The organism is Myxococcus sp. CA023, assembly GCF_010998615.1.
GTDB lineage: Bacteria > Myxococcota > Myxococcia > Myxococcales > Myxococcaceae > Myxococcus.
Genome location: NZ_JAAEAH010000053.1, coordinates 36,948 through 53,358, shown reverse-complemented (window position 1 = coordinate 53,358; position 16,411 = coordinate 36,948). Strand labels below are relative to the sequence as shown.

The window sequence follows — 16,411 nt, the reverse complement described above, 5'->3', positions numbered from 1 at the left end:
CGGGTATCGCCGCATTTCAGCGCTGTCAGGGGGCGACGGTCGAGGCCCAGCGCACGTTTCAACTCAGGCCTCCTGACTCCGACATCCAGTGAAGGGGGCACGGGGGCGGCTTCGGGTTTTCGAACCCAAGAGGCCCCCGTGCTCCATGCCCGCCAGCCTTCGAGGGGCCTCTATCGCTCCACGAGGCTCGCGCGCATCAGGCCCCTCCACCAGCATTCAGTGCATCAACCCATCCATCTCCTGGGAGGGGGCGGTGAACTTCAGTGGGAGGATGCGTCGGCCCGCGGCGCGTCGTCGGTTGCCGCTGAAGACGAGGTCCTGCGGGCCGGTGAGCCGCCGGTAGGATTCGGCAGGCACGTCGGCGCGCAGGGCGGCGGGCGCCCATGCCAGTTCGTCAGCATCCTTCAGCGCACCGAAGTCCAGGCCCGTCCACGCTTCGATGGCCTGCAGCGTTACCTGGTAGCGCTTGAGTTGCAGAAGCTTCTTTCCGAGCTTGTCGTGCAGCATCTCCGTCTGCTTCATGAAGAATGCGACCACGGAAAGGTCTGCGCCTCCCGCGCTGGCATCGCGGAGGACCACCACCTTCCAGAATCCCGCTGGAATCTGCGCATCTCGCAGCGGTGGGTCATCGTCGCTCAGCACGGGACCCGTGAAGACGCACAACCGATAGGAGAAGTCGGGCGCACGCTCAAGCACCCAATCCTCGAGCACGAGCCACTCATCCTGGTTGAAATTGGCATGTTGGGGAGCGGCATTGGTGAAGTAGAAGGTGGCTTCATTGGCCCGGCGCGCTTCTGAAACCGGGCCCCAGATGGGGTCCTGCCGCCGGACGAGGTGTCCCCGATCCCACGGGTTGCGTGCATAATAGGCGGGTCCCAGTTGCACCTTGGCTGGGATTCGGGGGTCCATCATCCACGGCAGTCCCTCGCGTCCCAGCCGCACCATGTGCGCAGCGTCGATGTTGCACGCCGTGTAGAGCGCTGTGCGGCGACGTTCGTGCAGGGCCAGGGAGAAGTGGACGTAGTCCACCACCTGTCCACCCGAGAAGGACTCGTCGAGCGTGCGCCCGGTCAGCTTGGGCAGAGGGACTTGGAATCCGTCGCCCAAGAAGTCCGCCGAGTAGGGGATGAGGAGTTTGGGGGCGACGCTGACGATGGTGCTCTCCTGCGCCTCGGTTGAGAGCGAGGGGGAGGGGTGTTCCGTCTCCGCGGCGTCAATCGCTCCCTGGAACTCAGTAGATGGAGTGCCTACCGTAGATGGAATGCCTACCGTGTCGAAGGCACGTGCGACGGCTTTCAGCTTCTCTTCTCGCGCCGGGTCATTTCGGAAGAGCGTGCGCGCCGCAACGCTCATCCCACGACGGCTGTCACTGAATTTGGAGGTGGGAGAGAGGTGCTGGGTGAGCGTGATATAGAAGAGGGCGGCAACCTCTTTCGGCTTCAGGAGCGGCCGTCCCGCCGCATCGGCCGCAGTCAGCAAGAGGTAGGCCGCGCGATTGTGGATGCCGCTGTTGAAGTGCACGCCACCAAAGTCGGATGAACCCTCCTCGTACTGATTCATGTGTTCCGGCTGCTTGCAGCGCTTGGGGGAGCTCAGATCTCTGATGGGGAGCCCCGTTCCCTCCAGTTCCTCACCCATCTGCCAGTTCCACTTCCTGACGTCGGGCTCGCGAAAGTTCGAGACGATGATGCCGAAAATGTCCGAGTAGGATTCGTTGAGCGCTCCGCTCTCTCCTTCGTACCACAGGCGCGCAGTGTTCTCGGTGAGTCCGTGGAAGATTTCGTGGGCGACCACGTCGAGCGCGGTGGCGTAGGAGATGAGTTTGTCATCCTGCATGCGCTGGCCGTAGGCCATCTGGGAGCGGATCCAGGCTGCATTTCGCCATTCTTGTCCGTTGCCCTCGCTCCTGTAGCAGCAGTTGATGGAGGAGGTGATGCGGCCTCCTTGGTTGTCGAGGTTGTTGCGCTTGAGGACCTGGCGCAGGAAATGAGCGACCTCGATGGCGTTGGCATGTGCGCTGATTCCTGCCGCGGACCAGGGCCTGGGGGGCAGCGTGACGTAGTCGCCCGGGAACGTCCTGCTGTCGAGTTGGATGTCGCGGAAGCGTGCGTCGTGAGTGTGGACGTTGTAGTCCTCGTCCACGAGCACGATGCGATCCTGTTCCAGCTTGCACCGGAACTCGCGCTCCTTTCCGAGTTCATCCACTGCTGTTTCTGAGCATCCGACATCAGTGACGCGGGATGAGGCAGGACTGGGGCGCCGTCGCGGTTCGTAGGGTTCCGTTTCCGTGAACTCCATTCCCTGCGTGCGCGGCAGTTCGGCGATCATCGCGCCCGTATGGGCGTCCACCACGTAGTCAAAGAGGGCAGGGGCTCGTGGGTCTTTTGATTTCTGGCTTGGCACATTTTCGACTGTGTAGGCCAGGTGCCACTGATTGTTCTTCGGGTTGAAGTAGTATTGGAGAATGGGGACGGCCTTGAGAGAGCCGTCCGTGTATCCAGCCGCACTTTCGACGACTTTCAGGGCTTGGGCTGGAGATTGCTTCGCCACCGGATTGACGCCAGAGGGTTCTCCTCGAGATGCGTTGATGGTGAGCAATTCGTTGTTCTCGTCCAATTCAACTGTCACCAGGGAGCCGTAGACGGGGATGCTCCCGAAGAGCTGGCGGAACTTCACCATGGTGGTCCCGGTGAGAGGGAGCGCCTCGGCGCCAAGCGTACGGAATTCGTTCGTGTGGCTCTGGACCACGATGGGATTGAAGGTCGGGAGTTGCGGACTGGCGAATGCCTTGTCGAGATATCGCCTTGCCGCCGTTTCTGCGTCGATCGAGGCCAGGGAGGGCGCTTCTCTTGTTGGAGAAGGTGCCAAGCCTCTGATGGGCCGGAGTTCCGCCGCCACTTCGGGGCGGTCATGCCGGTGAAATGTGAATGGCGTCAGTCCATTGCTTTCCATGAATTCCTCTCGACCTCCTGTATGTTCGTGGGAGTTCTCCTCGGTGAAACGTGAGCCGTAACGACGGCGTGGGGAGCGGCAGGCGGCCGTGCACGTGCCCAGCCGCGCGTGGGTCCTTCCTGTACACGGTGGGTCGGCACGGTGCAGGCGTCCACGGTGTCGTCCGGCGGGCCAGGCACTTGGAGGTCCGGAAGGTACTGAGTTCTTCCAGGCACATGCATTTCGTTTCGTGGGGCTGCTCAAGCAGGAGTTTCGCGGTGGACGTGTTCGCCCGCGCAAGGTGTGGAGGCCGCCCCACGGGGGCAGTGAAGCCGCTGCGAATGTGTGCTCGGGTCAGGTCATGCCATCCGCGGGTTCAGTCCCGTGCGCGTTGGCGAGTGCGTCGCGCCCCCAGCAGGAGCATGAGCGCTCCGAGGAGTGGCACCGAGGAGGTGGTGGTGCAGCCAGACTTTGACGGAGCGCCGCCATCGCCGTCAGGGACGCTGTCACCAGCGTCCGGGACACCACCGTCAGCCTCATGCACGCCACCATCGTCGGAGGGGATGCCGTCACCAGCGTCCGGGACGCCGCCATCCGTTGAGATGATGCACCCGGGTGTTGGCAGCCCTCGGGGATAGGTCTCGCAGATGCCCTGGAGCGTGCCAGGGTCGATGATGCGCTTCTGCGTATCGCCCCATGGCAGGACGCGAGACATCGTGGAATCGGTGTGGGCCAGCAGGGCGAACCCCAGCCCCTCGCCGATGGAGCGTGTCACCAGGCTCTGGACATCTCCGATGACGCAGCCGGGCTCGATGACTCCCGCGTCGCAGGGGGGACCGTCCAGCGTGGTGAGCATGCCATTGCTGTTGTTGAGGCTGATGGCGGTGCCGAGAATCTCACCGGTGGACAGCCGGAAATAGCTCGTCTCATCGACGACATCCTCCGGCGCGAAGGGCCAACAGTCATACTTGTCGGAACAGGATTCATTCTGCCAGCAGGCATCGTCATCGGGGACGATGTCCGGGCAGTTCACCTGGCGGAAGGTCACCAGCATCTTCCCGTCGAGCGGTCGCGGTGCAGGATGGGGCACATCCTCGCTGGGCGTGAACACCAGGTCCGAGCAACTGGCCACGGTCTGGTTCCAGGTGTTGAACGCGGCGGTGACCGCAGCCCTCTCTTCAGCGGTCGGGTGGCCACCCGAGGTGGTCATCGCATAGGTCACGGTCCTGTCACCACGGCACAGCTCCAGCCCTCCGTATCGTGTACGCTCGTATGGCTGTGCTCGCGCGCTGGACACACCGAAGAGGAGGACGAGAGGAATGAGAAGAAAGACTCTGGAAGGGGGCATGTCCGGATAATCATAGACGGTGCGGGTGACACGCCGCGAGTTCCGGCGCAGGTCGAACAGATCGGCAGTGGATTCGACGCACCAGGTGATTGTCGCCCAATCCCTCACCAACCAGCCTCCGGACGCCGAGCGCCTGTCAGCACTGATGGACCGGGTGGCCACCCACCTCGAAGCGGTGGCTTCGCGCACGTGTCACGCAATTTCCTGGAAGCGACGACGCCTGGCTTGACTTCGCGAGATTTCTGGCAAGCCATCCATCCCAAGGGCCGGAGTATGAAAAGGCGCTTCATGCCCTGAACCGCTTGTCGCCCGAGGCCTGGTGGCCCGCGACAGAGTTGGCGTGGCTGCGAGCGCAGGAAGGGAAGTACGCGGAAGCAGAGCCCTTGGCGAAGGTGGGGCGGCGCTTCGCACCCGAGAATCCCTATGCGCTCGAGACCTCGGCTCTGGTGGCCTTCCACCAGGGCCATTGCCGGGAAGCGGTCGCGGACCAACAGCAAGCGGTGGCGAAGTTCCCCAAGGAATGGCCGGAGGAAGAGCGAGTGCGGTTAGAGCAGGCGCTGGATGCGTATCAGCGTGGGTGCTCGTCCGAGGCGGCTCCGGCGGCCCCATTGAATAGGTAGCGCGCCAGGCGTGCGTGTCCCGGTGCTCATGCGGGTGGAGGTTCAAGTGCTGTTGTCTCTGGTCGACTGAAGGACATGGGTCGGAGAGTAGATGGCTCGTGTTTCTTGTTTTGCTGGTATTTCGTGTTAGTTCACACCCCTCCATCTGGAGGTGGTTCCATGAGGAAGTTCCCTCGCATCCTGGCGCTCACTGTGGTGTGCGCCGTCTCTGCCTTTGCATCCGGCTGTGGCGACGAGCGCATCGACACGCCGCTCGCGGAGGAGGCTCCGGCAGGCACCGCCGGCGCGTCGCTCGCGTGCAGCACCCGCATCACCTACGGCGAGAGGTGGATTCGCCCCTCGGGGCACACCGCGCAGTACGACATCGCGAGTGGCTTGGTGACGTGGGATGGCACCTGCATCAACGAGGGCAGCAACTCGTACGCGGTGCTCTCCAACGGGTGGCGGCCGTACTTCACCGGCAACAACGCGTGTGTCATGGCGCTCGACACGGACTGTGCCGGGGCCTCCGCGTGCTCGACGCGCGTCACCTATGCCGCGTCGTGGCTGCACCCGTCGGGACACCCCGCGCAGTACGACGACGTGAGCGGGCGCGTGTTCTGGGACCGGGCCTGCACGAACGAGGGCAGCAACTCGTACGCGGTGCTCTCCAACGGGTGGAGGCCGTACTTCAGCGGCACGGGCGCGTGCGGCATGTCCTTCCGCTACACGGGGTGCGGCGGCCTGTACCGGAACCCGGTTGTCCCCGTGGATTGCGCGGACCCGGGCGTCATCCATGATGGGACGCGGTACGTCGCCGCGTGCACGTCCGGCGGCGCGGCGAATGCGTTCCCCCTGCGCACGTCGACGGATCTGGTGACGTGGACGAGCGCGGGCTCCATCTTCCCGTCGGCGTCGAAGCCCACCTGGGCGACGGGCGACTTCTGGGCGCCGGAAATCCACAAGGTGGGGACGCGCTACATCGCTTACTTCACCGCGCGGCACTCGAACGGGAAGCTGTCCATTGGCGCGGCGACGTCGGCGAGCGCGCTCGGGCCCTTCACGGACATCGGCAGGCCGCTCGTGCATGACACAGCGATGGGGATGATTGACGCCACCTTCTTCACGAGCACCACCGGGGCACCCTACCTGGTGTGGAAGGCGGACGGCAATGCGGTGGGGCGGCCGACGCCCATCTATGGGCAGGCGTTGTCAGCGGATGGCCTGTCGCTGGTGGGCTCGCGCCAGACGCTCATCAGCAACAACCTCTCGTGGGAGGGCGGCGTCGTCGAGGCGCCATGGGTCGTCGCTCGGGGCGGCTACTACTACCTCTTCTATAGCGGTAACGCGTACTACAACAGCACCTACGCCGTGGGCGTCGCGCGGGCGACGAGCCCGCTGGGCCCGTACACCAAGCTGGGCTCGCCGATTCTCAAGACGGGTGGCGGCTGGGTGGGGCCGGGACACAACTCCGTCGTCACCGGGCCGCGCGGTGACATGTACATGGTCTACCACGCGTGGAACAGCGCCCACACGGCGCGGGTGATGCTCGTGGATGCAATCACGTGGCCCAATGGCTGGCCCGCGGTTCCGTCCGCGCCGTCGGCGAGCTCGCGGCCCATGCCGTAGCGGTGTCGCTGTGACGACTGCCTCCGCGCCGCGGCCTCATTCGCCACGGCGCGGAGGTGCGCGGCGGCGGGGGAGGGCGGTTTGCCCGCAGAAGGCAATCGATAGCTCCGCATGGCTCGAGGCACCTCGCCGCGCGCGGAAGACCCCCCCTTCGGTCGGAGGTGGACGCCTGGACACGCGCGAAGGTTCCTATCGCGGTGGGCGGGCGGCGGCTGGCGTACCCGCTCGCCGGGGCGCGCTCGCGGGCCGCCTGGGCCAGGGGAAGGGGCGGCCCTTATTGGACGTCGCCGGAGAGACGGGCCCCCTTCAGATGAAGGCGGCGTCGCCGCGCGACAGAGGCCATGGTACGGCGGGGAGCAGATGCCTACCTCCGCGAACTGCCGCGCCCCTCAGGCGTGCAGGACGCTTCGCGGGGGGCGACGGTTGCTTGCCGGATCTGCCGCTGGAAGGAGCTGGAGATGGAGCGCAACGACGAGAAGGGGTTCTTTTCCTGGGTCACCAGCCTGGTGCGCGACCATCGCGGCGCGCTCGCGGCGGTGGCTCGAAACGAGGGCCTGCTCGCCGATGATGCGCTCGACGCCGTCCAGGACGCCTTCGCGACCTTCCTCGGCCTGCCCCACGCGCGGAAGCTCGCGTACGAGGAGGACGACAGCCGCAACCTCCTCGCGATCCTCGTGCGCAACCACTCGCGGAACAAGAGGCGGCGCCACGAACTCGCGCGGCCGCATCTCAGCGACAGCGAAGTGGTCGAGAGCCTGGCCGACGATCGGGAGAGCGTCGATTCGCTCATCGAGCATACCGAGGCGCATGTGCTCGCCTTCCAATGCGTGGAGAAGCTCGCCGCCGTGCAGCGCCAGGTGGTGACGCTGCGCCTGCTCGAGGATCAGCCGGGCGTCCGCGTGGCGGATCTCCTTGGCACCACACCTGGCAACGTCGCCGTGCTCCTGCATCGCGCGAAGCGTGAACTCCGCGCGTGCATGGAGGAGTAGCGCTCTCAGGCGGCGGCGCGGTGGAGCCGCTCGGCCGGCTGCGGCTTGCGCTGCGCCAGCCAGATCCGCGCGGAGTCGGCCATGGTGACGATGGCGGCGCCAATCATGATTGCATCCTTGACCACCAGCCGCCCGCGGCCGCTCAGCCACGGAAAGCCGTGGTGGGCGTCGCCGAGCGCCGGCACCCAGCTCTCAGGTGTGGTGACGAGAAAAGAGAGCGTCACGACCGACATGCCGATAACGAGGGCGCTGCCGATCGCGCCGAGCTCCGGGCGCCACCAATGGGCGGCGATGAGCAGGCCGAAGAGCACGATCACGCCGCCGAGCAGGTAGGAGAACCCATAGGTCCCGTTCGCCTCGTGCCACGCGCGGTTGGCAGGAACGAGCGCGCCTTCGGCATTCATATGCTGCCGGTATTCGGGGGCGTCGTACGCATAGACGAAGCTCATGACCGGGCTGTTGGCCACGAAGGGGACGATGCCGTCGGCTTCGTATTCGGCGACCTTGAGCGAGCCAATCCAGACGAGGACGACGATCAGGCCGGCGCGAAGGACGTTCATTCCGATGCGGTCGGCACGGGCGGCGAGGCGGAGGAGTGACTCGATACGGGACAAGGATGGATCTCCTGCTGTGGGGAGCGCTCGAGCCCGCGGTTTCGGACTCGAACGCTCGCGCTATGCAGTAGTCAGGTTTCGTCCCGTCCGGGCATTACACGGAGCATGCGAAAGGCGAGCGCGGCGACAAGCAGCGCGCCTGTTTCCGGGGGATCTCCTTCGTGGGAGCGAGCGCCTGCTCTGCCGCTGGAACGTGAAGCGCTCCGGCCGAGCGCCGGGCAGCAACCGGGGCGGCACGTCGAGCGGCGGTGAGGCGGCGAACTGCCAGCGGCGCGAGCACCTGAGGTGGGCCACCTCCTGCGGAGGCGCCATGCCAGCGCGAGGGCGGCGTCATGTTGAGCCCGCTTGGGCGCCGCTGCCGCGCGACCTGAGCAATCCGGGACACCGAGTGCATCAGGTTTCTGAGTATGCTCATGGAAAACACCCACATGCTTCAGTCGGCGACCCCGGGTTCCTCGAATGAAGTGCTCCTGGCATCGTCATTGCTTTCGAGGGAGAGGTCGTTCCTGAAGAGGAGTGCTACTTGAACTCGGATCAACTGCGTCGGCTCTTCGCTCGAGCGCTGAGTGCATCACTGGCGTCCCCGCTGCTGCTCACCGGTTGTGGCAGTGGGGGTGTTTCCCTGGAGGGCTACTCACCCCCCACCTGCGATGATGGAAGCCTGTCGGTCCGAGGGCTGTCTCCCGCGACACAGACGGACTTCGTCGAGATGAGGCTCCTCGCCGACCTGCACACCACGCCCCGGCAACAGACCCTCGTGTCCTCGGGGACGCCGTGCGAGACCGCAACGCAGCCGGCGGCGTGTAACGCGGAGCTCGAGGCCCTCTCCTCCGAGGAGGGGTTTCGCTCCCGCTGCGAGCCGGACTGCTACGCGTACTACCTCGTGACGACGCGAGGGGATGCGGTGGAGGCCCACACCTCTCAAGCGGCGCTCCAGGCCTTCCTGGGCGACATCGACACCTCTCAGGAGGCGCTGCTCCAGGTCTTCGCGGGGGGCTACAACCTGAGCTGCACCGAGTTGGAGAAAGGCGCGGTGAAGGCCAACGCGGACGGGACCTTCAATGTCGTCGCCACGAAGGGGTTTGCGTGTGGAGAGGGCTCCAACCTGACGCAGTATCTGCTGGAGGTGACACCCTCGGGCGAGGTACGCGTGAAGCGGACCCACATCTTGGAGCGGGGCACGAAGGGGTGCACCGTGGGGCGCAGGCCCGCGGGACTCCGCTCGGATGGTTCGGTTGCATGCGCGGATGAGCTGGGGCAGCACTTCGCGCTCATCGCCCACCTGGAGGAAGCCTCCATCACGGCCTTCTTGAGGCTGCGGGACGAACTGGCGCTTCATGGCGCGGCGGTCGAGCTTCAGCAGGCGGCGCTGCGCAGCGCACTCGATGAGGTGGCTCATACGGAGGTGTGTGGACGACTGGCGCGTCGTCATGGCGCGACGCCTGCGCGCGCGGTGGTGGCGCCGCTCCCGCCCAGGCCGCTGCTCGAGGTGGCGCTGGACAACGCGGTGGAGGGGTGCGTGCGCGAGACGTACGGCGCGTTGCTGGCTCACCATCAGGCCCTGCACGCGGAGGACGACGAGGTGCGCGAGGCGATGGTCCGTATCGCCGAGGACGAGACCCGGCACGCGGACCTGTCCTGGGCCATCGACCGTTGGGCGGTAGAGCGTCTGCCGTCCGCCGAGCAGGAGGCGGTGCGCGCGGCACGTCAGCGAGCGGTGGAGGCGCTGCGTGCGGAGGTCTCCGCGCCGACCGATGCGGCGCTCCTGCGGGCGCTGGGGCTGCCCGAACCGGAGGTCGCCGTCGCGATGGTGGACCTGCTCTCGCAGGAACTTTGGAATTGAGGCCGGGCCTGCTCCTGAAGAGGCCATGGAGCCGAGGCTCGTGATGCCATCAGGGGGGGAGCGGCCCAAGGCTCGTGACGCTCACGTTGGCGGCACTCTCGCGCATCACCTCGGCTCCTCCTCCATCCCGTCGAAGCCGTCGCCCTTCACCGGAGGTTGGGGCCGCCGCGCCTTCTTCACGGGCAACCGCCAGCCGTGGCGCACGGAGAACAGGCGGACGAGCGCCCCTACGACGATGCCGGCGAGCAAGGCGATGCGCTGGTGTCCCAACAAGGAGAGCGTGAGGCACACCGCGCTCGCCGCGAGCGCCGCCATCGCGTAGTAGCCAGGCTCCGGTCGCATCAGGGTGGGCGTACGCTGGATGAGCACGTCGCGAATCATCCCGCCGCCCACGGAGGTGATGATGCCCATGAGGAGGGCCGTCCCGGGCGACAGCCCTACCTCCAGTGTCCGCTGCGTCCCCGCCACCGCGAACGAGCCCAGCGTCAGCGCGTCCAGTGACATGAGCAGCTTCACCGTCGGCCCGTGCCGTAGCTCGAAGAGGAACGCCGTGAAGGCGCCGCCGAACGCCGCCACCAGATAGGACGGCCGCAGCAGCGCCAGCGGCGGCCCCGCCTGGAGGAGCGTGTCCCGGAGGATGCCTCCGCCGATACCGGACACCAGCCCGAGCACCAGGAAGCCCATGAGGTCCAGCTTCCGACGCTCGGCCAGCAGCGCGCCGAGCACCGAACCCGCGAACACGCCCAGCAGGTCCGCGACGAGGGTCCCCAGCGAGAGGACATGCTCCTGGACCTCCGGTCTCGACAGGTCCCACAGGTCGATGTCCATGGACGTGCGCGCGCGTGCGGCGGCATCCGCTCCGCGCCTCCTTCACCGCACGCTGGGGACGCGCGCGCGCGAGGGCAATCGCGGGACGACGCGCCCGGTGGCGGGATGCACGGCCCCTTGCCTGGGAAGGAGGACCCAGGCAACCGTCTCCACCACGCTGAAAGATGCGTCGCGTCGTGCTTCACCTTGCCGGTGGCGAGGACCCGGTGGTGGTCGCGAAGAGGTTGAGGTCGAGCACCTCCGAGAGGTGCCGGATGGCCCGCTGGCTCCTCACGCTGTTGCCGAAACGGTCCAGCGGAGGGCTGAACGCGGCGATGGCGAGCCTGCCCGGAACGACGGCGAGGATTCCGCCGCCCACGCCGCTCTTGGCGGGCAACCCGACCTCGTATTGCCACGTGCCCGTGTTGTCGTAGAGGCCACTCATGGTCATCTCGGCGAGAATCCGAGGTACGTGCTCCGCCTTGACGGCGCGTTGCCGCGTGAGGGGGTTGATGCCTCCCGCGGCGAGGGTGGCCCCCATCACCGCCAGGTCATAGGTCGTCAAGCCGACCGAGCACTGGCGCGTATAGACGTCCGTCGCCTCCATGGGGTCGCTGTAGAGGGTGTGGCTGCTGTCGAGCAGCCACGCGAGGGCGCGGTTGTGCTGATTGGTCGCGCTCTCCGAGCGGTAGACCTCGTCCATGACCTCGAGCTTGCGGCCCGCGAAGGCACACACGGTCTCGTGAATCTTCTCCCAGCGGCGCGCAGCCGAGTCCGCGGGAATCAGGCTGACGGTGGCGATGGCCCCTGCGTTGACGAAGGGGTTGAGCGGCTTGCCGTCATGCACCACGAGCGCGTGGACGGAGGCGAAGGACTCGCCGGTGGGGTTGTCGCCCACCTTCTTCTGGAGGACTTCCGCGCCCACCTCGTCGAGCACCCGCGCGAGGGTGAAAACCTTGGAGATGGACTCGATGGCGAACTCGAAGCGGGTGTCCCCGGCCTCCGTCGCCTGTCCGTCCGTGGTGACGACGACCAGCCCGAAGCGCTCGGGTGGGACGCGCGCGAGGACCGGGATGTAGCTGGCGTTCTGTCCTTCCTTCAGGTCCAGGAATCGCTGATGCGCTTCAGTGGTCGCCGCGCGGATGGTGGCGTGTGTCGTCGGTGCGCCCATCGGGTTGCCTCCTGTCGTGTGGAGTCATGGGAGGCCAAGCCTCCTCGTCGCCTAGTGTCGGAGCCGCGCCGGGGTGGCCCGAGGCGTCGGGCTTCTCCCAGTTGAAGGGGGCCAGGTCGCGCGCTCCCGCCGCCGTGCGCCAGCTGGCCTTGCGCTGCGCATAGAGGATGAGGGGGATGGCCACGAAGAGGATGTTGCCGGCGATGAGGATGAGCACGTACGTCATGGGGCTGCCGACCTTGATTTGCGACGGCGGGATGAAGCTGAGCACGAACGCGACGAGCGCTCCGATGAGGCCCGCTCCGCCGATGACCCACATGCCCACTTCTCCACCCGGGACCTGGTAGGCGCGCTTCGTGTGCGGCTCGCTGTAGCGCAGGTAGATGGCGGCCGAGAACATCAGCATGTACATGATGAGGTAGAGCGTCGACGTGAGCTGGCTGAGGATTTGATACGCGGCCTGCACCGACGGCAGGATGACGAACATCAACGCCAGGAAGGTGACCACCATCCCCTGTACGATGAGGATGTGGCTGGGCGCGCCGTGTCTGTTCCGTCGCTGGAAGAACGGCGGCAGATAGCCCGCCCGGCCCACGACTCCCAGCGCCGCCGAGGGGCCGGAGACCCACACCGTGACACTGCCCAGCACGCCCAGGAAGAGCGCCACTGCTATCGCCGGTGACAACCAGGCCATCCCAAACGCATTGAAGAAGTCGCGGTACGAGACGAGCAGACTCTGCGTCAGGTTGATCTGCGTTTTGGGGATGATGAAGCTGATGGCCAGCGTGCCGAGCACGAAGATCACCACCGTCGTCACCGACGCGATGAGGATGGCGAGCGGATAGGTGCGCGAGGGGTTCTTGGCATCCACGACGTGGATGGCGTTCATCTCCATGCCCGCGTAGAACAGGAAGATGGACGCGGCGAGCACCAGGTTTCCGAACTGGCTGAAGTCGGGAATCACCTTGTCCCAGCCGAGCTGAATCTGAATCGGTCGTCCCGAGGCCAGGTACGTGAGGCCGAACACGATGAGCAGCGCGGCGGGGATGATGGTGCCGATGAGGCCCGCCCACTTGGATATCTTCGAGGACGTCTTGAGCCCGCGCAGCGAGACAAAGGTCGCCGCCCAGTACAGGCCCAGCACGATGAGAATCGTGTAGAACTTGTTGCTGGAGAGGGCCTTGTCCCATGTCTGGTTGGGGCCGACGAACGCCAGCGCCACCGCGCCGAAAGTGAGCACCGTCGGGAACCAGATGGTCGACTCGATCCAGACCAGGAAGATGGCGAGGAAGCCCCAGCGCGGACCGAAGGCCTCGCCGACCCAGCGAAACACACCGCCCTTCTCGGGCCAGCCCGTGGCCAGCTCCGCCGCCACCAGCGACACCGGGATGAGGAAGAACACCGCGGCGAAGGTGTAATAGAAGATGGAGGTCAGTCCGTATTCGGCTTCCGCGGGCATGCCGCGAAGGCTGACGACGGCCGTGACGTTCATGATGGCCAGCGTGAGCACGCCCAGCTTGGGCGCCGCACTGGCGGCAATGGGTTTTCTGGTCGTCCCCGACTCCATGGAGTCTTCCCTCGGTCCTGGTTCGTGTGGTGTTTCAGTAGCGGTACTGGAGGGTGAGCTGTCCGCGGACGGCCTGTCCGGACTGGCTGTCGATGGCGCGGTTGTAGCCCCACAGCCCCTCGACGCCGACCAGGACGCCCTTCATGGGTTTGGCCACCAGGTTCAGGGACGCGTATTGCGACCGCCGGAAGCTCTTCGCATCGAGCGAGGCTTCGAGGTCCCGGTCCCAGAGCTTGAGCCACCCGTAGGTCGCCGTGGAGCGGAGCATGTGGGTCCACGCGTAGGTGACGCCCGCGTAGGCCCCGAGCAGGGGGATGGCCTTGAGCGAGCCCGCTGTATTCAGCGCGGCGTCGTACTGCGCGCCGCCCGTGTCGTTGAGGTACGCGCCCAGGCCCTGTCCGCCGGAGATGCCGGCGAGCAGCGTGTGTTTTCGGGAGAAGTGGTAGGCGCCGGTCAGGTTGCCGCCGATGCCCAGCACCGTCTTGCTGTCCTCGCTGTCCTTGGACTGGAGGCCCACCGCGCGCACCAGACCGGCGAGCTGCAGGTGGCCCCAGCCTCCCTCGCTGCGCCAGGCGACGACGCCGTCGGGGAGCATGTCGCGCGGCTCTCCCGCGGATGTGGGAACGTTGGAGCCAGGCTGTTCCAGGGCGACGTGGAGGAACATCCGTTGGTGCTTGTCGTGAGACAGCGGGTGGCTGTAGCGCGCCACGGCGCGCTTGGTGAAGACGAGCGCGTTGGGGCCCTCGAAGTCGAGGGTGCTCGGGTAGGCATCGACGTCCGCGAAGGTCGAATCGGTGAAGCCCGCCAGCACGCCGCCCAACTGTGCGTAGGCGTAGTTCGGATGGAAGCCGAAGGTGGGTTTGCTCTGGGCGAAGCTCGTGTTGAAGAGCAGCTTCATCGGGCCCAGCTCAGTCTTGCCGCGCATCTCCAAGGAGATGTCGGACGGGTTGGCGGTGACCGTCGAATGGGCGCCCGGAGAGTGGAAGAAGGGCTGGCCGCGCACGGGGATGGCGGACGTGGTGAACCAGGTGGGCGTGCCCAGACGCTTGGAGCTGACCGTGAACGCGGTGGTGGCGCCGATGCCGATTTTCAGGAAGACCTTCGTGGCCGGAATCCGGAAGTAACCGGGCAGCCTGGTGTCGAACACCCCGTGGTCGGGCCGTGGAGCGAAGGCCTGGGTGTTGGAGGGGAGCATCAGGTCGAGGAAGGGCAGCTCCAGGAGTGCCAGCTCCTCAGCGGGCGACAGGGGCGCGGAGGACGTGTCTGTCTTCGCGTCATGGCTCGTGGAGGACTCGGGTCGAGAGGCGCCTTCCGTGGAGGGCTCCTGGGCCTGGGCGTCCCAGGCGAGGGTGCTCAGCGCAGCCATCAGCGCGATGGCGACGCCGCGAACAGGGAGCTGCTGAGAAGGGGCTGAAGAAGTCATCGGGTCCGTTGCCACCACGGCGAAGTGGCTGAAAGCGTAGGGACCCTCTGGTTCCAGTCATCCCAGCTAGGGAGTCTTGCCCGATGTTGGAATGCGGGCATCCCTCCTACCCGTGCGGAGGTCGCGCGGGCGGGCCTGTCAGCGCGCGCGGGAGTGCGGCAGGCCGTGGTGATGCGATTGGATGAGCCACTGGACGAGCGCGCTGCCCGCGACGGCGACAACGGTGAGGACGAGCGAGAGCGGCTGGGTCTTCGCGGAGCTGACGAGGAAGGTGATGAGGACGACACCCATCAGTGCGGCGCCCACGCCAATGACGGCGCGCGAGGCTCCCGTCTGGCGCGCGAGCTTCCAGCACGCGACGTGGACCGCCATGTAGCAGATGAGGAAGGTCGCGCTGGCGACATTGGCGATGGCGCCCAGGCTCATGGTGTTGACCATCACCAGGATGGCGACCACGCCCCACATGAAACCCTTCGTGCTCTTGCCCTTGAGGGGCGTGCTGAAGGCTTGGGGGAGTTGGTCGGCGCGAGCCTGTGCGGTCGACACATTGAGGGCGGCGAAGAGCGTGGCGTTGATGGCCGACGCGGTGGCGAGCAAGGCCCCGAGCGCGACGATGGTGAACCCCGCGGAGCCGAGCACGGGCCGGGCCGCCTGGGCCACGGCGGTGTCCGCGTTACGGGCGAGCTCCGCGGGTGATACCAGGGACAGGACTGTCACGGAGAGCCCCACGTACAGCACCGTCACCACGCCGATGGCCAGGAAGATGGCCTGGGGAATGGTCTTCTTGGGATTGGCCACATCCGACGCGGCGTTGGCCATCATGCCGAAGCCCGAGTAGGCGAAGAAGCACAGCCCCACGCTCGAGATGAGGCCGGTGAGCCCCAGGTAGGCGTGCGTATTCAGGTGCCGCGTTCCGCCCTGGGTCATGGAGTAGATGCCCACGGCGAGCAGGCCGCCCAGGATGATGAGCTTGATGGACACGAGGGCGACCTCCGCCTTGCCCACCGCGCCAGAGCCGACGGCATTCAGGACCGAGAGCAGGATGACGATGGCCGAGCCGAAGATGCTGAACCAGAGGTGTCCTCCGCTCGGGAGGAAGAGCCGGGTGGCGTAGGCTCCGAACGTCTTGGCCACCATGGCGATGCTGATGGCCAGGGTGATGAGGTAGATGAGCGAGAGGGTCCCTGAGACGAGCCCTCGCCCGAAGCCTTCCTCGAAGAAGAGGGTGATGCCGCCGGAGCTGGGGTAGCGCGAGCCGAGCTTGGCGTAGGAGTAGCCAGACAAGAGGGTGACGACTCCCGCGAGCGCGAACGAGAGCCAGGTCTTCGGGCCGACGAGCAGCGCGGCCTGTCCCAGCAGCGCGAAGATGCCGGCTCCCACCATGGAGCCAATGCCAAGCGCGCTGACCGCCCAGATGCTCATCGTTGCCCGCCGCGCGGGCCGGCCCTTCGTTGGTTGTTCCGCCATGAGGTGCCCTCGATGTTGGCGTT

The 16,411-nt window shown here is 66.4% G+C and carries 11 protein-coding genes; 3 read left to right on the top strand and 8 right to left on the bottom strand.

All coding sequences use genetic code 11. The features are described 5' to 3' along the window. Positions 1 to 216: 216 nt before the first annotated feature. Together F8M74_RS23015 and F8M74_RS23010 are read right to left on the bottom strand one after the other, a co-directional pair. A complete protein-coding gene (locus tag F8M74_RS23015; protein ID WP_141256399.1) occupies positions 217 to 2,952 on the bottom strand; it encodes a DNA/RNA non-specific endonuclease in 2,736 nt (911 codons plus the stop codon). A 355-nt stretch (positions 2,953 to 3,307) separates the two neighbouring features. Continuing rightward, the gene (locus F8M74_RS23010; protein ID WP_141256398.1) at positions 3,308 to 4,279 is read right to left on the bottom strand and encodes an MYXO-CTERM-anchored inactivated metalloprotease; all 972 of its coding nucleotides are present in this window, start codon (positions 4,277 to 4,279) and stop codon (positions 3,308 to 3,310) included. Between the two features lie 779 nt (positions 4,280 to 5,058). On the opposite strand from F8M74_RS23010, the gene F8M74_RS23005 reads away from it, so the two are divergent. Further along, on the top strand, positions 5,059 to 6,507 hold the full coding sequence (locus F8M74_RS23005) for a glycoside hydrolase family 43 protein (RefSeq protein WP_228559943.1): 1,449 nt from the start codon (positions 5,059 to 5,061) through the stop codon (positions 6,505 to 6,507). Positions 6,508 to 6,965: 458 nt separating this feature from the next. Continuing rightward, positions 6,966 to 7,496 (top strand): RNA polymerase sigma factor, encoded by a 531-nt coding sequence (locus F8M74_RS23000; RefSeq protein WP_141256395.1) that lies wholly within the window; start codon positions 6,966 to 6,968, stop codon positions 7,494 to 7,496. Between the two features lie 5 nt (positions 7,497 to 7,501). Here the strand turns inward: F8M74_RS23000 and F8M74_RS22995 are convergent, their stop codons facing one another. Further along, a complete protein-coding gene (locus F8M74_RS22995) occupies positions 7,502 to 8,110 on the bottom strand; it encodes a DUF417 family protein (protein WP_141256394.1) in 609 nt (202 codons plus the stop codon). A gap of 523 nt (positions 8,111 to 8,633) precedes the next feature. On the opposite strand from F8M74_RS22995, the gene F8M74_RS22990 reads away from it, so the two are divergent. After that, positions 8,634 to 9,953 carry a ferritin-like domain-containing protein gene (locus F8M74_RS22990; protein WP_141256393.1) on the top strand — a complete coding sequence of 440 codons (1,320 nt, stop codon included), beginning with the start codon at positions 8,634 to 8,636 and terminating at the stop codon, positions 9,951 to 9,953. Positions 9,954 to 10,058: 105 nt separating this feature from the next. On the opposite strand, the gene F8M74_RS22985 is transcribed toward F8M74_RS22990, so the two are convergent. From F8M74_RS22985 to F8M74_RS22965, 5 genes are all read right to left on the bottom strand, one after another. After that, positions 10,059 to 10,781 (bottom strand): trimeric intracellular cation channel family protein, encoded by a 723-nt coding sequence (locus F8M74_RS22985; RefSeq protein ID WP_141256392.1) that lies wholly within the window; start codon positions 10,779 to 10,781, stop codon positions 10,059 to 10,061. A gap of 181 nt (positions 10,782 to 10,962) precedes the next feature. Continuing rightward, a complete protein-coding gene (gene glsA / locus F8M74_RS22980; protein ID WP_141256391.1) occupies positions 10,963 to 11,931 on the bottom strand; it encodes a glutaminase A in 969 nt (322 codons plus the stop codon). Next, entirely contained in the window at positions 11,885 to 13,498 is a 1,614-nt protein-coding gene (gene gadC / locus F8M74_RS22975) for a putative glutamine/gamma-aminobutyrate antiporter GadC (protein ID WP_141256390.1), read from the bottom strand. The genes glsA and gadC overlap by 47 nt, the downstream gene beginning before the upstream one ends. Before the next feature lie 34 nt (positions 13,499 to 13,532). Beyond that, entirely contained in the window at positions 13,533 to 14,921 is a 1,389-nt protein-coding gene (locus F8M74_RS22970; RefSeq protein WP_141256389.1) for a DcaP family trimeric outer membrane transporter, read from the bottom strand. 138 nt (positions 14,922 to 15,059) lie between these two features. Continuing rightward, entirely contained in the window at positions 15,060 to 16,388 is a 1,329-nt protein-coding gene (locus F8M74_RS22965; RefSeq protein ID WP_141256388.1) for an APC family permease, read from the bottom strand. Positions 16,389 to 16,411: the final 23 nt, after the last annotated feature.

Excerpts from the sequence above, each read along its gene's own strand:
- F8M74_RS23000 (WP_141256395.1), top strand. The coding sequence starts at position 6,966 with ATGGAGCGCAACGACGAGAAGGGGTTCTTTTCCTGGGTCACCAGCCTG.
- gadC (WP_141256390.1), bottom strand. The coding sequence starts at position 13,498 with ATGGAGTCGGGGACGACCAGAAAACCCATTGCCGCCAGTGCGGCGCCC.
- F8M74_RS23010 (WP_141256398.1), bottom strand. The coding sequence starts at position 4,279 with ATGCCCCCTTCCAGAGTCTTTCTTCTCATTCCTCTCGTCCTCCTCTTC.
- F8M74_RS22965 (WP_141256388.1), bottom strand. The coding sequence starts at position 16,388 with ATGGCGGAACAACCAACGAAGGGCCGGCCCGCGCGGCGGGCAACGATG.
- F8M74_RS23005 (WP_228559943.1), top strand. The coding sequence starts at position 5,059 with ATGAGGAAGTTCCCTCGCATCCTGGCGCTCACTGTGGTGTGCGCCGTC.
- glsA (WP_141256391.1), bottom strand. The coding sequence starts at position 11,931 with ATGGGCGCACCGACGACACACGCCACCATCCGCGCGGCGACCACTGAA.
- F8M74_RS23015 (WP_141256399.1), bottom strand. The coding sequence starts at position 2,952 with ATGGAAAGCAATGGACTGACGCCATTCACATTTCACCGGCATGACCGC.
- F8M74_RS22970 (WP_141256389.1), bottom strand. The coding sequence starts at position 14,921 with ATGACTTCTTCAGCCCCTTCTCAGCAGCTCCCTGTTCGCGGCGTCGCC.
- F8M74_RS22985 (WP_141256392.1), bottom strand. The coding sequence starts at position 10,781 with ATGGACATCGACCTGTGGGACCTGTCGAGACCGGAGGTCCAGGAGCAT.